The sequence below is a fragment of the Paenibacillus sp. H1-7 genome (assembly GCF_022354825.1).
In the GTDB taxonomy this organism is placed as follows: domain Bacteria; phylum Bacillota; class Bacilli; order Paenibacillales; family NBRC-103111; genus Paenibacillus_S.
This window is the reverse complement of sequence record NZ_CP031168.1, coordinates 3197669-3214049: the sequence shown is the minus strand read 5'-3', so window position 1 is coordinate 3214049 and position 16381 is coordinate 3197669. Positions and strand designations below refer to the sequence as shown.

18 protein-coding genes and 1 pseudogene are annotated in these 16381 nt (G+C 51.0%); 4 read left to right on the top strand and 15 right to left on the bottom strand.

Translation table 11 applies throughout. The annotated features are described in order from the left end of the window. Nucleotides 1-152 precede the first annotated feature (152 nt). Both DVH26_RS14220 and DVH26_RS14215 read right to left on the bottom strand, forming a co-directional pair. Complete coding sequence (locus DVH26_RS14220; protein ID WP_239634337.1) at nt 153-578, bottom strand: stage V sporulation protein AB; 426 nt, start codon at nt 576-578, stop codon at nt 153-155. Continuing rightward, nucleotides 575-1207, bottom strand: a complete 633-nt coding sequence (locus tag DVH26_RS14215) for a stage V sporulation protein AA (RefSeq protein WP_239634336.1) — start codon at nt 1205-1207, stop codon at nt 575-577. Before DVH26_RS14215 ends, DVH26_RS14220 begins: the two co-directional genes overlap by 4 nt. Nucleotides 1208-1373: 166 nt before the next feature. On the opposite strand from DVH26_RS14215, the gene DVH26_RS14210 reads away from it, so the two are divergent. After that, nucleotides 1374-1589, top strand: a complete 216-nt coding sequence (locus DVH26_RS14210; protein ID WP_239634335.1) for a DUF378 domain-containing protein — start codon at nt 1374-1376, stop codon at nt 1587-1589. A 207-nt stretch (nt 1590-1796) separates the two neighbouring features. Here the strand turns inward: DVH26_RS14210 and sigF are convergent, their stop codons facing one another. The 9 genes from sigF to DVH26_RS14165 form a co-directional block, all read right to left on the bottom strand. Then, nucleotides 1797-2552 (bottom strand): RNA polymerase sporulation sigma factor SigF, encoded by a 756-nt coding sequence (gene sigF, locus DVH26_RS14205; protein ID WP_239634334.1) that lies wholly within the window; start codon nt 2550-2552, stop codon nt 1797-1799. A gap of 11 nt (nt 2553-2563) precedes the next feature. After that, on the bottom strand, nt 2564-3010 hold the full coding sequence (spoIIAB, locus tag DVH26_RS14200; RefSeq protein WP_239634333.1) for an anti-sigma F factor: 447 nt from the start codon (nt 3008-3010) through the stop codon (nt 2564-2566). After that, complete coding sequence (spoIIAA, locus tag DVH26_RS14195) at nt 3007-3360, bottom strand: anti-sigma F factor antagonist (RefSeq protein WP_239634332.1); 354 nt, start codon at nt 3358-3360, stop codon at nt 3007-3009. The genes spoIIAB and spoIIAA overlap by 4 nt, the downstream gene beginning before the upstream one ends. A gap of 153 nt (nt 3361-3513) precedes the next feature. After that, nucleotides 3514-4695, bottom strand: a complete 1182-nt coding sequence (locus DVH26_RS14190) for a D-alanyl-D-alanine carboxypeptidase family protein (RefSeq protein ID WP_239634331.1) — start codon at nt 4693-4695, stop codon at nt 3514-3516. A 445-nt stretch (nt 4696-5140) separates the two neighbouring features. After that, on the bottom strand, nt 5141-6481 hold the full coding sequence (locus DVH26_RS14185; RefSeq protein WP_239634330.1) for a pyrimidine-nucleoside phosphorylase: 1341 nt from the start codon (nt 6479-6481) through the stop codon (nt 5141-5143). A 138-nt stretch (nt 6482-6619) separates the two neighbouring features. After that, the gene (locus tag DVH26_RS14180) at nt 6620-6997 is read right to left on the bottom strand and encodes a cupredoxin domain-containing protein (protein ID WP_239634329.1); all 378 of its coding nucleotides are present in this window, start codon (nt 6995-6997) and stop codon (nt 6620-6622) included. Between the two features lie 427 nt (nt 6998-7424). Then, on the bottom strand, nt 7425-7826 hold the full coding sequence (locus DVH26_RS14175; RefSeq protein ID WP_239634328.1) for a flagellar protein: 402 nt from the start codon (nt 7824-7826) through the stop codon (nt 7425-7427). A 436-nt stretch (nt 7827-8262) separates the two neighbouring features. Then, nucleotides 8263-9732: a sensor histidine kinase gene (locus DVH26_RS14170; RefSeq protein WP_239634327.1), complete on the bottom strand. Its 1470-nt coding sequence runs from the start codon at nt 9730-9732 to the stop codon at nt 8263-8265. Next, nucleotides 9729-10412: a response regulator transcription factor gene (locus tag DVH26_RS14165; protein ID WP_239634326.1), complete on the bottom strand. Its 684-nt coding sequence runs from the start codon at nt 10410-10412 to the stop codon at nt 9729-9731. Before DVH26_RS14165 ends, DVH26_RS14170 begins: the two co-directional genes overlap by 4 nt. Before the next feature lie 273 nt (nt 10413-10685). On the opposite strand from DVH26_RS14165, the pseudogene DVH26_RS14160 reads away from it, so the two are divergent. The 3 genes and pseudogenes from DVH26_RS14160 to galU form a co-directional block, all read left to right on the top strand. Beyond that, nucleotides 10686-11105, top strand: a pseudogene (locus tag DVH26_RS14160) (ArnT family glycosyltransferase); the annotation flags it as partial. Nucleotides 11106-11125: 20 nt separating this feature from the next. Then, nucleotides 11126-11275 (top strand): GtrA family protein, encoded by a 150-nt coding sequence (locus DVH26_RS37290; protein WP_481857592.1) that lies wholly within the window; start codon nt 11126-11128, stop codon nt 11273-11275. A gap of 11 nt (nt 11276-11286) precedes the next feature. After that, on the top strand, nt 11287-12207 hold the full coding sequence (gene galU, locus DVH26_RS14155; RefSeq protein WP_239634325.1) for a UTP--glucose-1-phosphate uridylyltransferase GalU: 921 nt from the start codon (nt 11287-11289) through the stop codon (nt 12205-12207). A 108-nt stretch (nt 12208-12315) separates the two neighbouring features. Here the strand turns inward: galU and DVH26_RS14150 are convergent, their stop codons facing one another. From DVH26_RS14150 to xerD, 4 genes are all read right to left on the bottom strand, one after another. Continuing rightward, nucleotides 12316-13164 (bottom strand): purine-nucleoside phosphorylase, encoded by an 849-nt coding sequence (locus DVH26_RS14150; protein WP_239634324.1) that lies wholly within the window; start codon nt 13162-13164, stop codon nt 12316-12318. A gap of 33 nt (nt 13165-13197) precedes the next feature. Then, entirely contained in the window at nt 13198-14028 is an 831-nt protein-coding gene (locus DVH26_RS14145) for a purine-nucleoside phosphorylase (RefSeq protein ID WP_239634323.1), read from the bottom strand. Between the two features lie 31 nt (nt 14029-14059). After that, a complete protein-coding gene (deoB, locus tag DVH26_RS14140) occupies nt 14060-15232 on the bottom strand; it encodes a phosphopentomutase (RefSeq protein WP_239634322.1) in 1173 nt (390 codons plus the stop codon). 217 nt (nt 15233-15449) lie between these two features. Continuing rightward, nucleotides 15450-16364, bottom strand: a complete 915-nt coding sequence (gene xerD / locus DVH26_RS14135) for a site-specific tyrosine recombinase XerD (RefSeq protein ID WP_239634321.1) — start codon at nt 16362-16364, stop codon at nt 15450-15452. Nucleotides 16365-16381 lie beyond the last annotated feature (17 nt).

Sequence of the window (16381 nt, the reverse complement as noted above, 5' to 3'; positions counted from 1 at the left end):
ATTTCCTTCCCGGTCGATCTCAAGCTTAGGCTCTTCCTTCACTTCATCGGTATGGTGATTCGATATTTGTTTTGGTTTGATTGTATTTGTAGTAGTTTTCTTCAATAAATCCATCCCCTTTCATGAGCTACACTGATTACATACCGTTCTTCTTATCCGAGGAAATTGAGCCAATCCAGTAAAGAACCGAGCACTTTGCCGAAGATCATGGCCATAAGCAGCCAGATCATGTAGGACCCCATCCCGATCCGCTTGGTCAATATCGGCAGGACGTTGACGATTTCCGTCAGCGCTCCCGCGAGCATCCCTACGAATGCTCCGGCAAACACTCCGAACAGCCCGGCAGCCAACGGAAAGAAGGAGTACGACCAGTTGAAAAAATCCGTTGCGGTAAAAAACAACGAGCCCGCAACGACCGACACTTCATACCAGCGGATGAGATGATACGTCCTCGTAATTTGCGCCAGCCTGGGGATAACGTCCAAAACAACCAGAAATGCGACCATTCCGCTGCCGACAGCGACGCCTCCCGCCAAACCGATAAACATTTGCAGAGGTACCGCCAGCCAACCGCTCATCGCTTTTCCCCCGCTTCATGAATTTTTGCGTATTCTTCCGTGACGACATACATATTGATATTTTCCTGATAAAGAAACATTTCCACCTCCAGCGGACTCGGTTCTTCGTTAAATTTCTTTTTGAACAAATGATTGAAAAAAACGATCATCCCGATTCCGATCCCGAAAGAGTATGGAATTTGTAGCAGCAGCGGGTGCTCTACCCATTTCCCTGTAAGCAGCTGGTAAATTCGCTGATGTACCAGCGCCATGCTAACATCGGCATGAAAATTCATAATGGCCAGTCCGGACCCGACAAATAAAAGAAGCCACACTCCTACAATCATCAAAATATTCGGCGGCTTGCGCAATTCGTGGATTTCCACCAGACAGTGCGGCTCACCGAAATGCTCGATTTGAAAAAAAGGATACTTCTCCTTGATCTTTTGAACGATCAGCATCATATCGATCAAGATTTTGTTGCCTTCGCGTTCTCTCGGCTTATGGAGCAGCAGCTTGCTCAGCGCTTCTTCATATTCGGGGTCAACAAGCAGCTGCGCGATTCTGCCGAGAAAGATGGATTCTCCCGGCTGAACGCAAATGTGCTTTCGCAACCGGATATACAAAGTTGGTTTGGAGGCCGGATTCATCCCAATCACTCCCTTGTGCATTTATCCCATAGTATGAATCCTTCGGTTGATGGATAGTCATCGGAGAGCATGGCAAAAATTCACTTGCAAGCGCGTATAAAAAACGCATGATTTTGAAAAAGTAAAAGTACGACATTAACTCTATTCCCAGGAAAGGGTGCTCCAAATGGGTAAAGTGGCATTAACGCTTGTTATTATCGGCGCTTTGAACTGGCTTCTTATCGGGTTGTTCGAATGGGACCTGGTGACGGCTATTTTCGGCGGCGACGTCCATCGTGAATCTTCGGGAATCAGTCGAATCGTATACACGCTTGTAGGCTTGTCCGGATTGTACTGCTTGAAATATTTATTCACGGACGAGTCCAGATCCAGAGCAAGATAACCAAACGCAGGCGGCGCCATTTGGCAAACCGTTGGTTGGCAGCTTCTATCAGACTAACGCCATATAGGCGACTCACGTGAGAAAACCCCGTAAAGTGGAGCTTTCGCTGCGAAGGCAATCCGATACTTTGCGGGGTGTATGACTCTTTATAAGTAAAAAAGACCGGCAGCCCGCATCCTTAATGCGGTCTAATCGGTCTTTTTGTGTTTATTGAGCAATCTGATCCTTGATCGATTGCAATATTTTTTTCTCCAAGCGCGAGACCTGAACCTGGGATATCCCGAGCCGGGTCGCCACCTCGGATTGCGTCTGATCGCGGAAATAGCGCAAATATACGATGAGCCGCTCCCGTTCCGTCAAGCTCCCGATGGCTTCGTTCAAGGCCAGCTTCTCGAACCATTTATCCTGACCGTCATCGGCGATTTGATCCATAAGCGTAATCGGATCTCCGTCGTTCTCAAATACGGTCTCGTGGATCGAGGAGAGCGGCTTGTTCGCTTCCTGGGCGAAGACGACGTCCTCCGGAGAGATTTGCAGCTCGTTCGCTACTTCGTTGATGGTCGGGAGACGCCCGTTACGCTTCGACAGCTCGTCCTTCGTCTTGCGGATTTTGTTCGCAAGCTCCTTCAAAGACCGGCTCACCTTCAGCGTGCCGTCATCCCGCAAAAACCGCTGGATTTCACCTATGATCATAGGGACAGCATAAGTAGAAAATTTCACGTCATACGACAGATCGAATTTATCTACCGACTTTAACAATCCAATGCAGCCAATTTGGAACAAATCCTCTGCTTCGTAACCCCGGTTCAAAAAGCGCTGCACGACGGACCAAACCAAACGGATATTGCAGTTCACCAGCGTTTCTCTGGCTAACGCATCTCCGGATTGACTCAAAGCAATTAACCTTTTGACTTCGGCATCATCCAAATAGCTGTGGGAGGCATGTTTCAAATCGACATCCATAGATCAGACCCCTAATTGAATAAAGCTTTTTTAGATTCAATTCGCTTTTTCATTTTTATTTTTGTTCCCACGCCGACGGCGGTCGTAATTTCGATCTCATCCATGAAATTTTCCATAATCGTAAATCCCATACCCGATCGTTCCAGCTCCGGCTTAGAAGTATATAACGGCTGTTTTGCCTGCTCCAGATCCTCGATACCGGCCCCTTGATCCTCGATAGTCAAGTAGACTGTGTCTCCGTCCATCTCGGCATGAATAGTGATAACGCCGTCCGGACGGTTGTCGTAGCCATGAATGACGGCATTGGTGACAGCTTCCGAGACGACGGTTTTCAAATCGGTCAGCTCATCCAGAGTCGGATCCAGCTGGGATACGAACGCGGCGACGGTAACACGGGCAAACGATTCATTCTCGGAACGGCTGGCCAACTGAAGCGTCATAAAATTTCGTTCACTCATGATACGACCTCCAAACTGGTGAGAGCTTGTCTTTCGTTATCCTGGATGGACAAAATTTTAAACAAACCAGACATTTCAAACAAACGGTAGACCGATGGGTTAACGTCGCAGACGACCATTTTCCCGCCTCTGGCCGTGATTTGCTTGTAGCGTCCGAGAATGACCCCGAGCCCGGAGCTATCCATGAAGGATAACTCCTTCAAGCTTAAGATAATGTGGCTTGTTTCGCCTTTCTCCAAGGCTTCCTCCATACGCGACTTCACGATGTCGGCGGTATGATGGTCCAGTTCGCCTTTCAGCCTCACAATAAGGGCCTTCCGGTGATGCTCCAGTTCAATATGCAGACTCAAGCTGCTCACTCCTTCCCTTTCATGCACACTCATTTCTACACGGGTTTTCCCTTTTCCTGCCACCCGACAAAACTAGAAGAAATGCGCTACAAAAAGAAGAAATGCGACATTTTGTGCTTGCGCCTGCTTAAGAACAGAGCTTTAAGCTTGGTGCTAATCTATGAAGAACAAACGCTTGGTTGTCCGTTTCGTCAACGTCCACCAGCCTGCTTTTTTCACGTCGACCGGAGATTGCAGTTGAAACTCCGACAGCACCTGGTCATTTTTATAAACAACGATTTTGCCTATCGGCTGCCCTTGAGCGACGGGAGCCTTCAGGTTATCCTGCAGTTGAACCTCATGGCGGATTCCTTCCGCCGCCTCGCCTTTTTTCAGAAGCACGCTGTATTTTTGCGGAGCGGTCAGCTCAACCGACGGTTGTTCGCCTTTGCCCACCTTCATTTGGCCGAGCGAATCTCCTTTATTGAAAATCGGCATATTCGTATATTGCGAGAATGCATAGTCGAATAGACTGGACACTTCCGAATTGCGTGTTTTCGTATCCGGCTCACCCATAACGACGCTGATTACGCGCATGTTGTCGCGTCTGGCTGTCGCGGACAAGCAAAACTTTGCTTCACTCGTATACCCTGTCTTCAGCCCGTCGGCTCCGCTGTAGAAACGGACCAGCTTGTTTGTATTCACAAGCCAGAACGGCTTCGGCGTATCCTTGCGCAAGTAGTCCTGGTAAGCGCCGGTAAATTGGGTGATTTCCTCGTGCTTTAGCAGCTCGCGGGACATGATGGCAATATCGTACGCGGAGGAATAATGATTGTCCGCAGGGAGCCCGTTACAGTTGGCAAATCGGGTATTGTTCATCCCTAGCTGCTTTGCGCGGTCGTTCATCATTTGGACGAAGGCTTGCTCTGATCCGGCCAGCTTCTCCGCCATGGCAACCGATGCGTCGTTACCCGATGCCATCGCAATTCCTTTCAGCATATCCTGGACCGTCATTTCCTCACCTGGCTCCAGGAAAATTTGCGAGCCTCCCATGGACGCAGCGTATTCGCTTGTACGCACCTTGTCGTCCATCTTGATCTTGCCTTGATCCAATGCTTCCATAATGAGCAGCATGGTCATAATTTTCGTAATACTGGCTGGGGGCAGCTTGGCGTCTTTATTTTTCTCAAAGATCACCGTGCCGGTATCCGCATCAATTACTGCGGCCGAAGCTGCATTAGGTGCCATATCCACTGCTTGATTCGGAGCTTGTTTCTCCTCCGCAAACACCGCCGGCAATGCCAAAGACATTAGCAGCGAGATAGAAACGAACAGCTTGATTGCCTTGTTGAACATACCTTTCTACCCCTCCAAAATAAGTTATACTACTGCTAATCAGTGTTGACGAGTTTGCTGTAAAATATTCCAAACGCAGGAAAATCAATGCCACCTCTGCAGCAGCACCGCTTTATGAACTTTCTTTAGTAATTGTTGGAGCAAAGAGTTTGGAAAATCAAACAAGCCCTGACTTGACCCACACGTTGGCGCGGGGAGGGAATTGGCTGTAGGATTCCGACCGCTGTTGAAGCTCATGTTCCTGATCATAGGTTTACAGCGGTTGGAACACGAGCTTCAAAGGCGGACGCTGCCGCTTCTTCACCCCACATCCATTCCCTCTTTTGTTCTACCTGAGCTGACTTCCACTAGCCTTTGATTTTGTAACACTGAAAACCATCTATTTAAACTTCATGCTCCTCCAAACAAAAAAACCGGGGCGCAGCCGCCCCGGCAATTACACTGATTATTCGTTGTGCAGCATCTGCACGCCGTGCTTGGAAACTACCGCATAGACTAGCGGAGGCTTCTTAACGGCATTCCCCGTTAAAGTAAACGCACGGCGCGTACGTTGAGTCATCTCCTCTGTGAACATCGTTTCGTTCCGATTCATGTGGAGCACGGCGAGCGGCTCTCCCGCTTTTACCGCGTCTCCGACTTTTTTGCGCAGCACCATGCCGACGGCAAGATCAATCCGATCTTCCTTCGTAGCTCTTCCCGCTCCCAGCATCATCGCCGTCACGCCAAGCTCCTCCGCATCGATGTGCGACACGAATCCGTCCTCAGCAGCCAAGACCTCGGCTTGATACGCAGCCGACGGCAGCCGGTCCGGATGATCGGCCAGCTCTTTATCGCCGCCTTGAGCGGCAATAAGCCGCTTAAGCTTATCCAATGCTTCTCCATTGTGCAGAAGCTGTTCCATCTTTTCTCTCGCTTCATCGTAGGTGGCCGCTTTCCCGCCCAGCTGGATCATGTGGGCTCCAAGCAGAAGACACAGCTCCGTCAAGTCATCCGGTCCGGAGCCTTGCAGCGTCTCAATCGCTTCCCGGACTTCCAGCGCATTGCCTATCGCTAGTCCAAGCGGCTCGTCCATATTCGTAATGACGGCTACGGTCTCCCTGCCTACCTGTTCCCCGATTTCCACCATCGCCTTCGCAAGCTCAATGGAGCCTTCGAGCGATTTCATGAACGCTCCGCTGCCGGTTTTCACATCGAGTACGATGGCGTCTGCGCCAGAGGCGATTTTCTTGCTCATAATCGAGCTGGCAATAAGAGGAATCGACTCGACCGTGGCGGTAACGTCGCGAAGTCCGTATAGCTTCTTATCTGCAGGCGTAATATTGCCCGACTGACTAATAACCGAAACCCCGATGTCAGTAACCTGCTGCAAAAATTGCTCTTTCGTCAATTCCACCCGATAGCCTTCGATCGCCTCGAGCTTATCTATGGTCCCTCCCGTGTGCCCGAGACCTCTGCCGGACATTTTGGCAACCGGAATACCTGCGGCCGCTACCAGCGGGGCTAATATCAATGTCGTCGTATCTCCTACACCGCCGGTGCTGTGCTTATCGACCTTCACACCGGGGATCGAGCTCAAATCAACCTGATCTCCCGACCGGGCCATGGCCAAAGTCAGATCGGCCGTTTCTTTGGCGGACATGCCTCGAAAAAAGACGGCCATAGCGAACGCCGACATTTGATAATCCGGGATGTCTCCTGTGCTGTACCCGTGAATCAAATATTCGATTTCCTCTGTCGATAGCGTTTCTCCATCCCGTTTGCGTTGAATCAAATCTACAGTTCTCATTACCGGTCACCTCGATTGATCAGGATAACAACTATTTCCTGTTATTATATCGGTCACAGCATAAAAAGAAAAGGAAGCTGCCCAACCCGACGATTCGTCGAGCAGACAGCTCCCAAGGAACACATAGTAATGAGTTGATTATTGAACAACAAGCTTGGAGATCATTTGAGCATGTCCCGGACCGCAAGGGAGCACACAATGGACCTCGTAAGTGCCTGGTTTGTCAAAAGTAACTTCAGCCGATTTGGTGTTGTTATCGAGCTTTACGTTCAAACCGACAATTTCCATAGCATGGAGACCTTCTTTATTTTGCAAAGAAACCGTTACTTTCTCGCCAGCTTTCACGGTATACTCAGCCTTGTCGAATTGATAATTCGAAGCGATGAATTTCAACTGTGGTCCAGCCTTGGATTCCGAAGCCATCTCTGCTTGACGCTCGGAAATATTTTGGAACAACACTCCCGCACCCAGTAAACAGGCTACGATAAACAAACTGAACATAATCCACTTTTGCATCTTGGAAATATCCCCCTAACAGTTTTACCAATAGACGTATAGTGCATATTCAAAAAGTCGGGTTTTCAGCACCGAGAAGGTTGTGAGAACCTGAAGGAGGAGCCGAGTGTAGGGAAAGCCTACATGAGCACCATAGAGTTTTCCGTGAGGAAAGCTTACTTCGTAAGCATAGCTCCTTCGAAGGTAAGTGCAAGATTCGATGCCGAATTTGCTTCGTGACCTGCTTCGGGATCAAAAGACGACTTTTTGAACTACCTCGTATAGGTTTATTGTACAAAATGAAACGCTCTTTACCTATTCCCTTTCGAGGGAATCAGGTGAAAAATTTGTGACAATTTAACAATCTGCGCTGCTCAGAAGTCATTCTATCATAAAATGTCGCAAAAGCAAAAATCCCCGGTCCATTGACCAGGGATGATCTCTCGTGCTAATTCGTCCTGCGAAGGCTTCTGAAGCCGATACCTGCGCTGGCGACTTTCTCTTCCTTATGCAGCAAATCACGAATATCTCTTGATATTCTGCTGCTGCATGAAACGCATAGCTGATTCTGGTGGATCGGGACTCCGCAGCTGTTGCACGGATAAGACAAATGGGGAAAATCCTTCACCGACAGCCGCTTTTCTTTAATCCATGCTGTAAGCCGTTGCGAGGATACTCCTGTTGCCGATCGGAGCTGTTCTGTCGTAGCCTTGCGATTTTGCAGCATAAACCGGTAACATATATCGAACTCACTATCAAGCGACTTCATGCAATCTGTGCACATGTTGCGCAGGTTCCGCTGAAACACTCTCCCGCAACCGGGACAATTAGCCACTGCCAGAATACTCATCTCTGTCACTTCCCAACCGTTTATAGTCCCTTGTACCCACAGTATAACATGATTATCGGTGGTCTAAAAGACCTATCTACACCAAATTAACGTTTTTTTATTACGTCTATACTCATGTATATGTACAATAACGGCTTGTCATACTATAAAAGCCTATTTCCAGGCTACAACGCGGCAGCGGAGGTGAATAGCATGTCAGACAAGCAGCAAGGTCACGCCAACCAGAATACGACGACCCGCACTAGCGATAAAGGCGCCAAAAAGTCCAATAAACGCTAACGGCATAAGCAAAACAACCAACCCCATAATGTAAAGGTTGGATGTTCAAACAGAACAGACCTCCTTTGTGGGGAGACCCGATTGTATTTCCGCATATGCAAAAAAGACTGAACGCCTATAAGCCCTTTCAAAGCTTACTAGGCGGCAGTCTTTTCTTTCACGCGCTCTGCCGGCACGGAATCCAGAGGCGAAAAGCGCTTCCCTGCCCTTCCGCGCTTTCCACCGTCAGCTTCCCTCTGTGAATATCCGCAATTGACTTCGTAATGGACAATCCCAATCCCGCCCCGCCGTGCTTGCGCGCACGAGATGTATCGATGCGGTAAAACCGGTCGAACAAGTGAGGCAGATGCTCCTTGGGGATTCCGGACCCATTGTCCTTCACCGTCAGCTCAACCCCTTCGGATACATTCTGCACGATGATTTCAATATGGCCGGACACCGGATTTGTATGCTGGACGGCATTATGAAACAAATTCAAGACGACCTGCTTCATTTTATCCTGATCAAACATGCACTTCGTGCTCGGCGCCAGGGAGAAGCTTACGCTTCGGTCTCCCGCCATCAGCTTCAGCTGAGGCTCCATGCTGTGAACCACTTCATCCAGCAGCCCCTCCTGCATTTCCGTCACCGGGGTCCGGTCCAGCTTGGCCAGCAGCAGTAAATCCTGCACGAGCTTGTTGATCCGCCCCGACTCCGAATACATACTCGTCAACGCTTTGTGCAGCTGGTCTGGCTGATTGGCCGCTCCGCGCAGCAAAATTTCCAGAAAGCCGTGAATGGATGTAAGCGGGGTACGAAGCTCATGGGAAGCATCGGCAATAAAGCGCCTCATTCGCTCCTTCGCTTCTTTTTCCGCTTCAAAGGAAGCTTCCAGCCTCTCCAGCATCCGGTTAAAGGAAATGGACAGACGGTCTATTTCCAGCTGATTTTGATGATCCGGCAGCCGTTCGTCCAAATTCCCCGCATCGATCTTCTCCATGGTCCCGACCATTTTGGATAATGGGATCAGCGTCCGTTTCAATACGGGCAAAAACGTTAATAAACCGAAAATCAAGGCGATCAAAGCGACCGCGATGAAAGTGAGCAGTTGTCCCCATAGCACCTCCTTCAAAGGTGCCGTACCGATGCTGACCTGGACCAGGCCGGCTACGTTTTTCGCTTTATTCACAATCGTATGAAGAACAACGAGCTGCTCGGTTCCATTGACCGTAACGATCCGGTAATGCATTCCCGGCTTTTTGCGCATAGCCTCCATATACTCGCCCGCAGGCAGCTGAACGGTCAAAGCGTTGTCCGGCGGCTCCACGATAATGTTGAATTCGCCCTCCGGATTGATAAAAGCGACCGATGAATCCGGCGAAAACAGCAGCCCGCGCATCGGAGGATCTTTGCGAATGATGTTGGAATTGGCCAGATTCGGCCAGACTTCCCGCGGAATCGTCATGATCTGGTTTTGGATCGACTCCGCTTTATTCTTATAAATGAACTGCTTCATGTAGACGTACTGCAAGATCCCGGTAAGAAGCAGCAGTCCGGCCAAAATTAGCAAGGAGCGGGACAACAGCTGGTATCGCAGCGATCTTGGCCATAGGAATCTCACCATGTTATTGAGACGCTGCCCTTTCATGTCAGATCAACCCGATAGCCTGCGCCCCGTAAGGTGCGGATCAGCTTATGCTCCTTGTCCTGCAATTTATCCCTCAAGGACCGGATGTATACCTCTACGATGTTCTCTTCCCCGCCGAAATCGTAGCCCCATACTTTATCCAAAATTTTACTTTTACTCAGCACAAGCCCATGATTGATCACAAGAAACGAGAGCAGCTCATATTCCGTCGGCGACAGCTCCAGAACGCGGTTATCGTAGCTGATTTCCTTACGGCGGTCATCGATGCGGAACGGTCCGATGCTGACTTCTCCCAGAAGGTTTGGAAAATGATTGCGTATTCTCGCATGAATGCGGGCGAGCAGCTCCTCGAAGCTGAACGGCTTGACCATATAATCGTCGGCCCCGAGTGTCAAACCTTTCACCCGATCCTCCACTTCTTCCTTGGCCGTGAGCATAATGACGGCAATATTGCCGGTTTTCTTGAGCATCCGGCACACCTCAAAGCCGTCCATTCCCGGCATCATGACATCGAGAATGACAATATGAGGCTGAAATTGTCTGGCCGAGGTTATGGCTGCGAATCCATCCTGCGCCGTTTCAATTTCAAAGCCTTCATTGCGCAAGCCCAGCTCCAAAAATTGCAATATATTCGGCTCGTCGTCTACGAGTAAAATTTTGATCCCTTTTAGTTGATTCATTCCATTCACCTCATATCACATTGTACACCATTTTCTCTCATGTGCATCTTTATTATCTGATCGTCAACTGAATCATGTCTGAACGGAAGCTGAACACAAGCTGAAAAAAACCATTAAACGAACCGCCGCGCATGCAGCTCCAGCGGGGTGCTCTGCCACTCAGCAAATATTCAGTTCATCCTCAAGTTCAATTCAGTTGGATCTCCCATAATGAAACCAGCACACAACGATTCAAACCAAATTGCGTTATGGGAGTGTAACCGGATGAGACTGATGCGAAATCGAAAGGTGGATATGGCGCTCGTCGGCATAGCCTTATTATCCGCTTTTTTGAATCTATTTGAAATTTGGAAAGAAACCTACGTTAACGCCTATTACACGGCGGCTGTAACCAGCATGCTGCAGAGCTTTCATAATTTTTTCTACGCCTCCTTCGACCCGGCCGGGTATGTCACGGTGGATAAGCCGCCGGTCACCTTCTGGGTGCAAACGGCCAGCGCCGCGGTGTTCGGGATGCATGGATGGAGCGTTATTTTACCGCAAGCTTTGGCAGGCATCGGCTCCGTTCTGCTGATCTACGTTCTGCTAAAGCCGTCGTTCGGAATCGGCGCCGCGCGCCTCGGGGCGCTCGCGATGGCTTGTACGCCGGTGCTTACCGCCGTTGCCAGAACGAACAATGTGGACAGCTTGCTATTCTGGCGTTGAACGGCGTCGTGCTGCTTTTTACCTCCTGGGTGTTATCCATTCTTTATACGCAAGCAGGACTGCCTTTGCTTGTCAGCAAGCTCGCTTCCGCTATGGCGGGAGCACTGATTAATTTTACCGGAAGCCGATGGTGGGTGTTCCGATTATCCCAAGATTAGGAGTGAACAGGATGAAAATCAGAAAAGCAGTCATTCCCGCAGCGGGATTAGGTACCCGCTTCCTGCCCGCTACGAAGGCGCAGCCTAAAGAAATGCTGCCGATTGTAGATAAGCCGGCCATTCAATACATTGTCGAAGAAGCGGTACAGTCCGGCATTGAAAGTATCATTATCGTGACGGGAAGAAACAAGAAATCGATCGAGGACCATTTCGATAAATCGTTCGAGCTGGAGCAAACGCTGGCGGAGAAAGGAAAGCTGGACTTGCTGAAGGAGGTTCAGTGCATAACCGATATGGCGGCCATCCATTATATCCGGCAAAAGGAGCCGTTAGGTCTCGGTCACGCAATCTTGTGCGCTCAGCAATTTATCGGTGACGAGCCGTTCGCCGTTATGCTGGGTGACGATATTATGGTTTCGGAAGCTCCGGCGCTGCAGCAAATGATCGACGTGTATTCGGCGTACGATAGCCCGGTTATCGGAGTTCAGCCGGTTGAACTGGAGGACGTTAAGAAGTACGGGATTATCGATCCTTCCAACCGACCGCTTGGGAATACTTTGTACGAGGTAGACGATCTGGTGGAAAAGCCCGATATCCGGAATGCTCCGTCACAAATTGCGATTATGGGACGTTATATCTTGAAGCCGTCGATCTTTCCGATTCTTGAGCGGATTGACCGAGGGTCCGGCAATGAGTACCAGCTGACGGATGCGCTTCGTGAAGCCGGAAAGCAAGAGAAGCTGCTGGCGCTGCAGCTCGATGCGGATCGTTACGATATCGGTGATAAGCTCGGCTATATGAAGGCGATTATGGAGATCGGATTGCGAAGAGAGGAGCTGCGGCCCCAGCTGCTAGGGTATTTAAAGCAATTGGTCGATCGGGAGACGGAGCTGCAGTTCGCGTATGGCCATGATTCGGTAGAAATATGTTGAGCAAAAAAGAACGGCCGGCTTACAGTTACATGGAGCACGTCTTAATCTCGTAGTGATAACCACTATCACGAGCTTGGGCTCCATAACGGTAAAGACCGGCCATGGGGGTTACACGTTCACTTCGCGAACAAACGATTTGACCAGCTCGATAAACATCGGCTTCGTCCGGTTCGCCACTTCCATTACCTGCTCGTGAGACAACGGCTCCAGCTCCTCGCCGATCGCCATATCCGTAATGCACGAAATGCCGAGCACCTTAAGCCCTGTATGACGGGCTGCGATCACCTCGCCGACCGTCGACATGCCGATGGCGTCGCCGCCCAGGTTAGCCAGCATCGTAAGCTCGGCCGGCGGCAAATAGTTCGGCCCGCTGATGCCGCTGTAGACGCCTTCCTGAAGGCGGATTTGCTTGCCCTCGCCCTGCATCCGCTGCCCGATGGACTTCGCCAGAGCGCGGTACTCCCGATTGTACGCCTCCGACATATCGGGGAATCTCAGTCCGAGAGCCGGATCGTTCTTACCGATCAGAGGATTGTCTCCGGTCATGTTGAGATGATCCGAAATCAGCATCAAATCTCCTGCCCGGAAGGAGCGGTTCATGCCCCCGGCCGCATTGGTAATGACCAGCGACTGAACTCCCAGCTTCTTCATGACATAGACCGGGAAGACGACTTTTTTCATCGAGTAGCCTTCATAATAATGAAACCGGCCCTGCATAACCATAACCTGCTTGCCTTCCAGCGAGCCGATAACGAATTGGCCTGCATGGCCTTCTACCGTTGATACGGGAAAATGCGGGATTTGGTCGTAGGCAATGGTCAATGCTTCCGTAACCTGTTCCGCCAAATCTCCGAGGCCCGAGCCCAGGATGAGGCCGATCTGCGGGCGTTTCCCTTGAAGCCGCTCCTGAATCCAGCTAGCCGCTTCTTCTATTTGCTGCGTATAGGTTTTGTCCAAAACAGCCGTGCTCCTTTCGTCCTGACGACCCTTTTAGCTCAATTGTCCAACGATGCCCAAAATCAGCTTAAGGAATTTGGGCTTCACGCGCTCGGTCGTTTCCATTACTTCTTCGTGGGATAGCGGCTGATCCAAAATGCCTGCGGCCATGTTGCTGATGCAGGAGAAGCCCAACACCTCGATGCCGGCATGGCGGGCGACTATGACCTCCGCTACAGTGGACATCCCTACGGCGTCAGCCCCTAGCGTTCGCATCATCCGGATTTCCGCAGGAGTTTCATAGGTAGGCCCGAGCAGTCCGATGTACACACCCTCCTGCAGCTTGACTCCCTGCTCTTCCGCCACTTTCTTGGCCGTTTGGCGCAATGCGCGGCTGTACGCTTCGGACATATCGGGGAAGCGGACACCCAGCTCGCTCAAGTTCGGTCCGATCAAAGGATTGCGGAAAGTAAAGTTGATATGGTCCTTAATCAGCATCAGGTCGCCGACTTCATAGGACGTATTGATACCGCCCGCCGCGTTTGTAACGAGCAGCGTCTTGACACCCAGCTCCTTCATTACGCGAACCGGGAACGAAACGACCTCCACTCCGTAGCCTTCGTACATATGGAAGCGGCCCTTCATCAGCAGCACGTGTTTGCCTTGAATCGTTCCGAGCAGCAATTCGCCTGCGTGACCTTCCACGGTAGAGGCCGGAAAATGCGGAATCTGATCGTATTGGATCACCATGGCGTTCTCCACCAAGTCCGCAATAACGCCAAGCCCGGAGCCAAGAATCAGGCCGATCGAAGGTGCTTCGGCATACTTGCTGCGGATGTAATCGGCGGCCTCTTGGATTTTGTTAAGCAAAGTTTTGTCTCCCATGGATTAAACCCTCCCTATATGTTGGTTAAGCTTAGGATAGCTCGTGCAAAAAGCTTGTCCCGTTGCCGGTCGATGCCACGCCGAAGTTATCGGCGATGGTCGCTCCGACATCGGCAAACGTGCTGCGTACGCCGAGATTGACCGATGGAAGAGCAGGACTGTACACGAGCAGCGGTACATATTCCCTCGTATGGTCCGTTCCGTGATGAATCGGATCGTTCCCGTGGTCGGCGGTTAATATGAGCAAATCGTCAGGTCCGAGACATTGCTGCAGCTTAGGAAGCCATGCATCGAATTCCTCCAATGCTTTGGCGTAGCCTGCAGGATCGCGACGATGGCCGTACAGCGAATCGAAATCGACGAGGTTCGTAAATACAAGCCCGTGAAACGGCTTTTGCATATGCTCGATCGTAGCCTGGATCCCGTCGAGGTTGCTCTTGGTCGGGCGTGCTTCCGTGACGCCTTCCCCGGAGTAAATATCGTTGATCTTGCCGATAGCGATGCAGTCCAGCCCGGCATCCTTCAGATGGTTCATCACCGTCGGCTGCGGAGGCTTCACGGCATAATCGTGCCGGTTCGGCGTCCGCTTGAACTCTCCCGGCTTGCCAACATAAGGACGGGCGATGACGCGCCCCACCGCATAAGGGTCCTCCAGCGTCAGCTTTCTTGCGATCTCGCAAGCTCGGTACAGCTCCTCGAGCGGGATGATCTCTTCATGAGCTGCAAGCTGGAACACACTGTCCGCGGATGTATAGACGATCCATGCTCCTGTCTTCATCTGCTCTTCGCCCAGCTCGTCCAATATTTCCGTGCCCGAGGCCGGTTTATTTCCGATGACCTTGCGGCCCGTTTCCTTCTCGAATCGTTCGATCAATTCAGCCGGAAATCCGTCGGGAAAGACGTTGAACGGGATTTCGACCTTCAAGCCCATAATTTCCCAATGGCCTGTCATCGTGTCTTTGCCGACCGACACCTCCGCCATTTTCCCATAGCTTGCGAGCGGTCTATCGGCAGGCTCAACCCGCTTCAGCGGCGCTATATTGCCAAGACCGTACTGCTGCATATGCGGCAGCGAGAAGTCCGCGTTTCTCTCGGCAATATGTCCGAGCGTATGGGAGCCGGAATCGCCGAACGACGGTGCGTCAGGCAGCTCTCCTATCCCCACGCTGTCAAGAACAATCAAACATATACGTTGGAACTTCAAGCGGAGCCCCTCCTATTCTTATCCATCTTTTGCTATTATCGCAAAACCTGTGCCTGTTTGCAAAACGCTGCGTCCTGCCATACGGAAAAAAAGCCGGCCAGCGGCCGGCTGAGCTTGTCGAGAAACCCTCGGTATGGAAAAAGCGGTAACGGCATCCAGTTGGGGTACCTTCCTCCAGCTGCTGTGGTTCAACTGCCGAGGGCAGCCCGCTTATGTATCAGCCTAAGTCAACCATTTGCTTCTTTGCTCTCGGATGCGCCTTGTCGTAGACGTCCTTCATCTTGCCGCGGGCGACCTGCACATAAATTTGCGTGGTCGAGATGTCCGCATGGCCGAGCATTTCCTGGACGGACCGCAGATCCGCGCCGTTTTCGAGCAAGTGGGCGGCGAAGGAATGACGCAGTGTATGAGGCGTTATTTCTTTTACGATTTGCGTCTCCGACGCATACCTTTTTATAATTTTCCAAAACCCTTGCCGGGTTATTCTTGTTCCCAAATGATTGATGAACAGGGCCGTCTCCGTCTTGGACTGCTTCAGCAGCTTCGGCCTCATCGTGTTGACATAATGGCCGACAAATTCGGAGGCGATGGCGCCGAGCGGGATTATCCGCTCCTTGGAGGCTTTCCCTACGCAGCGCAGAAACCCCATCTCCAGATTGACGTTGTCGACATCCAGCGAGATGAGCTCCGATACGCGGATTCCTGTTGCATAGAGCACCTCAAGCATCGCTTTATCGCGCATGCCGTTCGGAACCCCCGTTGGAGGCGCGTTAAGCAGCGATTCGACCTCGGCAATCGTCAGCACGCTCGGCAGCCGCTTTTCGAGCTTGGGCATTTCCAGATGCATGGTCGGATCCTGAGCAGCCAGGCGCTCGCGCACAAGAAATTGATAAAATGCCCTTATCGAAACGACGGTTCGCGATTGGGTGGCGGCTGCCCGTCCGAGTCGGCGCAAATGCTGCAAGTAGTTGGTTATATGAATTTTTTTGGTATCCGAAAGCACTTCGATGCCTTGGGTCGGCAAATAGTCGAGATATTGGACAATATCCCGTTCGTAAGATTCCACCGTGTTTTTGGCAAGCCCCCGCTCGTCGGTCAAAAAAAGTACAAACGAGTCCAGTTCCTTTTTCATGATGATTTCCCTTTCCG